The 4,081-nt window shown below is 31.3% G+C and carries 5 protein-coding genes; 3 read left to right on the top strand and 2 right to left on the bottom strand.

Features of this window, described 5'->3' with window-relative positions; translation table 11 throughout:
* The first annotated feature begins 204 nt into the window (after positions 1 to 204).
* Positions 205 to 594 carry a nucleoside triphosphate pyrophosphohydrolase family protein gene (locus FPG59_RS14525; RefSeq protein ID WP_086455289.1) on the top strand — a complete coding sequence of 130 codons (390 nt, stop codon included), beginning with the start codon at positions 205 to 207 and terminating at the stop codon, positions 592 to 594.
* Between the two features lie 55 nt (positions 595 to 649).
* On the opposite strand, the gene FPG59_RS14520 is transcribed toward FPG59_RS14525, so the two are convergent.
* Complete coding sequence (locus FPG59_RS14520) at positions 650 to 1,717, bottom strand: branched-chain amino acid aminotransferase (protein ID WP_086455290.1); 1,068 nt, start codon at positions 1,715 to 1,717, stop codon at positions 650 to 652.
* Between the two features lie 302 nt (positions 1,718 to 2,019).
* Between FPG59_RS14520 and mnmD the strand changes: the two genes are divergently transcribed.
* Together mnmD and FPG59_RS14510 are read left to right on the top strand one after the other, a co-directional pair.
* Positions 2,020 to 2,682 (top strand): tRNA (5-methylaminomethyl-2-thiouridine)(34)-methyltransferase MnmD, encoded by a 663-nt coding sequence (gene mnmD, locus FPG59_RS14515; RefSeq protein ID WP_086455288.1) that lies wholly within the window; start codon positions 2,020 to 2,022, stop codon positions 2,680 to 2,682.
* Between the two features lie 124 nt (positions 2,683 to 2,806).
* Positions 2,807 to 3,004, top strand: coding sequence for a hypothetical protein (locus FPG59_RS14510; RefSeq protein WP_086455287.1), 198 nt, complete (start codon positions 2,807 to 2,809; stop codon positions 3,002 to 3,004).
* Between the two features lie 25 nt (positions 3,005 to 3,029).
* Here the strand turns inward: FPG59_RS14510 and FPG59_RS14505 are convergent, their stop codons facing one another.
* Positions 3,030 to 3,971 (bottom strand): LysR substrate-binding domain-containing protein, encoded by a 942-nt coding sequence (locus tag FPG59_RS14505; RefSeq protein ID WP_086455286.1) that lies wholly within the window; start codon positions 3,969 to 3,971, stop codon positions 3,030 to 3,032.
* Positions 3,972 to 4,081: the final 110 nt, after the last annotated feature.

Below are 4,081 nucleotides of genomic sequence, written 5' to 3'. Positions count from 1 at the left end.
GGATTTTATAATTGCCTTTATAAAATGTTTTATGAACTTGAATGTCTTTTCTATAGGAGTATACTGCGGCTATAACAAAAGCGATAAAAAATAAGATACCAAAAATGATTTGACCTTGACTAAACATGTTTTACAATTTTTTGTAAATTTAATCAATTGTTTAGAAATAGTTGCTATTTTGGTATCTCAATTAAAAAAAAGAATATGAAGAAACAAATTGACGCTGTAAAGCAATTTCATTCTGCTTTTAACTTAGGATTTCATGATGCGCCTGTTGTTAATCTGGGCGAAGAGAAGCACCTGCTTCGTTATAATTTGTTGAAAGAGGAAAATGAAGAATATCTAGAAGCAGTGCAAAATAATGATTTAGTTGAAATAGCAGATGCACTTGGAGATATGATGTATATCTTGTGTGGAACCATAATAGCGCATGGTTTACAAGATAAGATGGAAGCTGTATTTGATGCTATACAGCTTAGTAACATGAGTAAATTAAATACTGATGGGACACCTATTTATAGAGAAGATGGTAAAGTTATGAAGGGACCTCATTATTTTAAACCCGATTTTTCAAACATATTTAACGAAAAATAAAAAAAGTGATTTTCTCAGTAGAAAATCACTTTTTATAATTCAGGTTTTGAAAAAATTATACTTTAACTGTCCAGCCAAAAGTATCTTCATCAAGTTTATTTTGAATGTTTGTTAATTTTTCTTTTAATTGAATGGCAATTGAATGATCAACCTTTGGAAGATCATAATATACATCTTGGAAAGAGAATCCTGAAATAGGACTAATTACAGCAGCTGTTCCGGCACCAAATATTTCTTTTAGAGTACCATTTTTTGCTGCTTCAACTAATTCTGAAACCAATACAGGACGAACTTCAACTGCAATACCTTCACTTTTTGCTAAGTCAATAAGTGTTTTTCTAGTTACACCGTCAAGAATACGTTCGCTCACAGGAGCCGTATATAAGGTATCGTTGATTCTAAAAAACACATTCATAGTTCCCGCTTCTTCAAGTTTAGTGTGAGTTGCATCATCTGTCCAAATAACTTGTTGAAAACCTTCTTTATTTGCTAAAGTTGTAGGGTAAAATTGTGCAGCATAGTTACCTGCAGCTTTTGCAGCACCTATTCCTCCATTTGCAGCTCTACTGTAGTGTTCAGCAATAAGAACCTTAACATCTCCAGCATAATAAGAGGTAACTGGAGATAAGATAATCATGAATTTATAGTCGTTAGAAGGATTTGCAATCACACCCGTTCCTGTAGCAATCATAAAGGGTCTTATGTACATCGAGTTTCCATTCCCTTTTTTAATCCAAGCTTCGTCTAGTTGTAATAATTGGTGTAATCCAGACATAAAAATAGCTTCAGGAACCTCTGGCATTGCCATACGTACCGCTGATTTATTAAATCGGTTGTAATTTTCATCAGGTCTAAAGAGCCAAATGTCATCATTTGTATCTTTGTAAGCCTTCATTCCTTCAAATATTGCTTGGCCGTAATGGAATACTCTTGTTGATGGATCAATTAAAAAAGGCGCGTATGGTTTGATGGTTGGAGTTTGCCATTCACCGTCTTTAAAATCACATTCAAATAAATGATCTGTAAAAACAGAACCAAAGCTTAAGTTTTCAAAATCTACATCTTGTATTTTTGATGTAGCGGCTTTTATGGTTTCAATCTTGGTAGTTAGAGTATTACTCATAATAGTGTACTGTTTGTTGATTTTTTGATTCAAACAAAATGTAATTCCTGAAAATCAAGACTTATTTTTTGTTTAATGCGTGCAAAATTAAATAAAAAACAATGAATACTTTTATTCATTTCGTTTAATTGTGTTTTTAATGTGTTATTTGTTGGTAATTTAAAAAAAATACCCTTCAGATGTTTGATTTTGATACTAAAAATCAAAAAAATACTTGTTGATGCTCTGTAAAAATTGTGTTTTTCACTATTTTTGGTTCAAATCTAAAAATTAAAATTAATTTATAACGACTTATACCAATTGTGAAAAGAGAAATAATTCAAACTCTAGATGGTTCTACAACGATTCATTTACCAGAATGGGATGAGTGTTACCATTCTAAACACGGTGCCATACAAGAGGCTGAACATGTTTTTATAAAAAATGGTCTAGCACTTTTTCCAAATACTAATGTTTCTATTTTAGAAATTGGTTTTGGAACAGGGCTTAATTCATTCATTACTTTTTTAGAGTCTATCAAAAGAAGTCAAACTATTAATTATGTAGGAGTAGAGGCATACCCAGTATCTGCGCTGGAAGTGTTGGCTATGAATTATGTAGCTGAACTTGATGCAGAACAACACAAAGCTATTTTTGAGACGATGCACACCAGCAATTGGGAAGAAAAAATAATTCTTGCTCCCCATTTTGAAATCACAAAAAGGAAAAAGTTTTTTGAACAAATTGAGGATGTTGACGCCTTTGATTTGATTTATTTTGACGCTTTTGGATATAGGGTGCAACCTGATTTGTGGAGTACAGAAATTTTCGAAAGAATGTATAAAGCTCTTAAAGAAGAGGGTGTTTTAGTAACTTATGCTGCAAGAGGCGTTGTTAAACGTAGTATGATTGAAGTAGGTTTTACAGTAGAAAAATTAGCTGGGCCACCGGGAAAACGAGAAATGTTTAGAGCATTTAAAAAGTAATTTTTTTAATAGGCTTTCAACCCTTTGTTTTGGTTTGAAAACAAAAAACTAAGTTAAATAATAGTGAAACATTTTTATTTTTATTTTAAATTTACAGTGTTCCAAACAAAAAATAAATTGCACTATGTCGAAAATAATGTATGACTATACCAAATCAATTTTAGAGAGGGTAAGTTTTGATCCGGCTTTGTTCTGTAAAGAGTTAGAAAAAGCTTTAAAAACATTGTTGCCATACGAAATGGAGCTTTTAAGAGAATGGCTTTTGAATTATACCGTAAGCAAGCCAGAGCTAAAACAATGTTTAATATTAGTAAATTCATAAAAAAAATAAGGAACCCAAGTGTTCCTTATTTTTTTGACATAGAACTAATAATTTGAACGTTTTGAAATACTATTGCTCCTTTAATTACTCCTGCAATTGTAGTTCTTAGTGCATCTATAATTTGAATTTTCAATTCACTTTTAGGGAAAATTAAGCTTACCTCTCTGGCAGGTTTTGGTTCCTTAAAGTGTCTAAGTTTTAGAGCATCACTTTCTTTAAGGTCTAAGGTGTGTAGGTAAGGCAACAAGGTTGTTCCCAGGCCTTCATCTGCTAGTTTTATTAGGGTTTCAAAACTCCCACTTTCTATTTGAAAATGGCTCGCTTCATTTCTATCGCCACTTTTACAAAGATTCAAGATCCCATCTCTAAAGCAGTGTCCATCTTGAAGTAATAAAATTTCATCTAAATTTAAATCAGATACTTCAATTTCATTTTTTTGAAAATGATGATGACTCTCCGGAATATAAGCTACAAAAGGTTCGTAATACAATACAATCTCTTTTATTTTTTCTTCTAATAAAGGTGTAGCAGCAATTCCTGCATCAAGATGACCATTATTAAGCTTTGTGATGATTTCATTCGTGTTCAGTTCTTCTATGATGAGCTTAACTTTTGGATATTTTTTTATAAAATTGTTAAGGAACATAGGCAAAAGCGTAGGCATAATGGTAGGAATGATTCCAAGTCTAAATTCACCACCAATAAACCCTTTTTGTTGCTCTACAATATCTTGAATACGGTCTGCTTCAACTACAATATTTTTTGCTTGGTTTACAATTTTTTGACCAATATCAGTGAGTTGAATGGGTTTTTTTGTTCGATCAAAAATTTGGATACTCAACTCCTCTTCAATTTTTTGAATTTGCATACTCAAGGTAGGTTGAGTTACAAAACATTTCTCGGCAGCAAGTGTAAAGTTTTTATGTTCAGCTACAGCTAAAACATATTTTAATTGAGTGATTGTCATCTATAGTATTTTATGATACAAAGATAAAAACAATCAATTTGTTTTATGATCAATTTGTAAATATTATAAAAAACATTAATACTTATTTTTTTGCATAAATAAATTATATG

Origin of the sequence: Flavobacterium sp. FPG59 (assembly GCF_002150205.1) — a bacterium.
Taxonomy (GTDB): domain Bacteria; phylum Bacteroidota; class Bacteroidia; order Flavobacteriales; family Flavobacteriaceae; genus Flavobacterium.
Note: the sequence above shows the minus strand (reverse complement) of the source record. Positions and strands in the feature narration are given on the sequence as shown.

Bases quoted from the DNA above. Each gene is read 5' to 3' on its own strand.
- FPG59_RS14525 (WP_086455289.1), top strand. From the start codon at position 205: ATGAAGAAACAAATTGACGCTGTAAAGCAATTTCATTCTGCTTTTAAC.
- FPG59_RS14505 (WP_086455286.1), bottom strand. From the start codon at position 3,971: ATGACAATCACTCAATTAAAATATGTTTTAGCTGTAGCTGAACATAAA.
- FPG59_RS14510 (WP_086455287.1), top strand. From the start codon at position 2,807: ATGTCGAAAATAATGTATGACTATACCAAATCAATTTTAGAGAGGGTA.
- FPG59_RS14520 (WP_086455290.1), bottom strand. From the start codon at position 1,717: ATGAGTAATACTCTAACTACCAAGATTGAAACCATAAAAGCCGCTACA.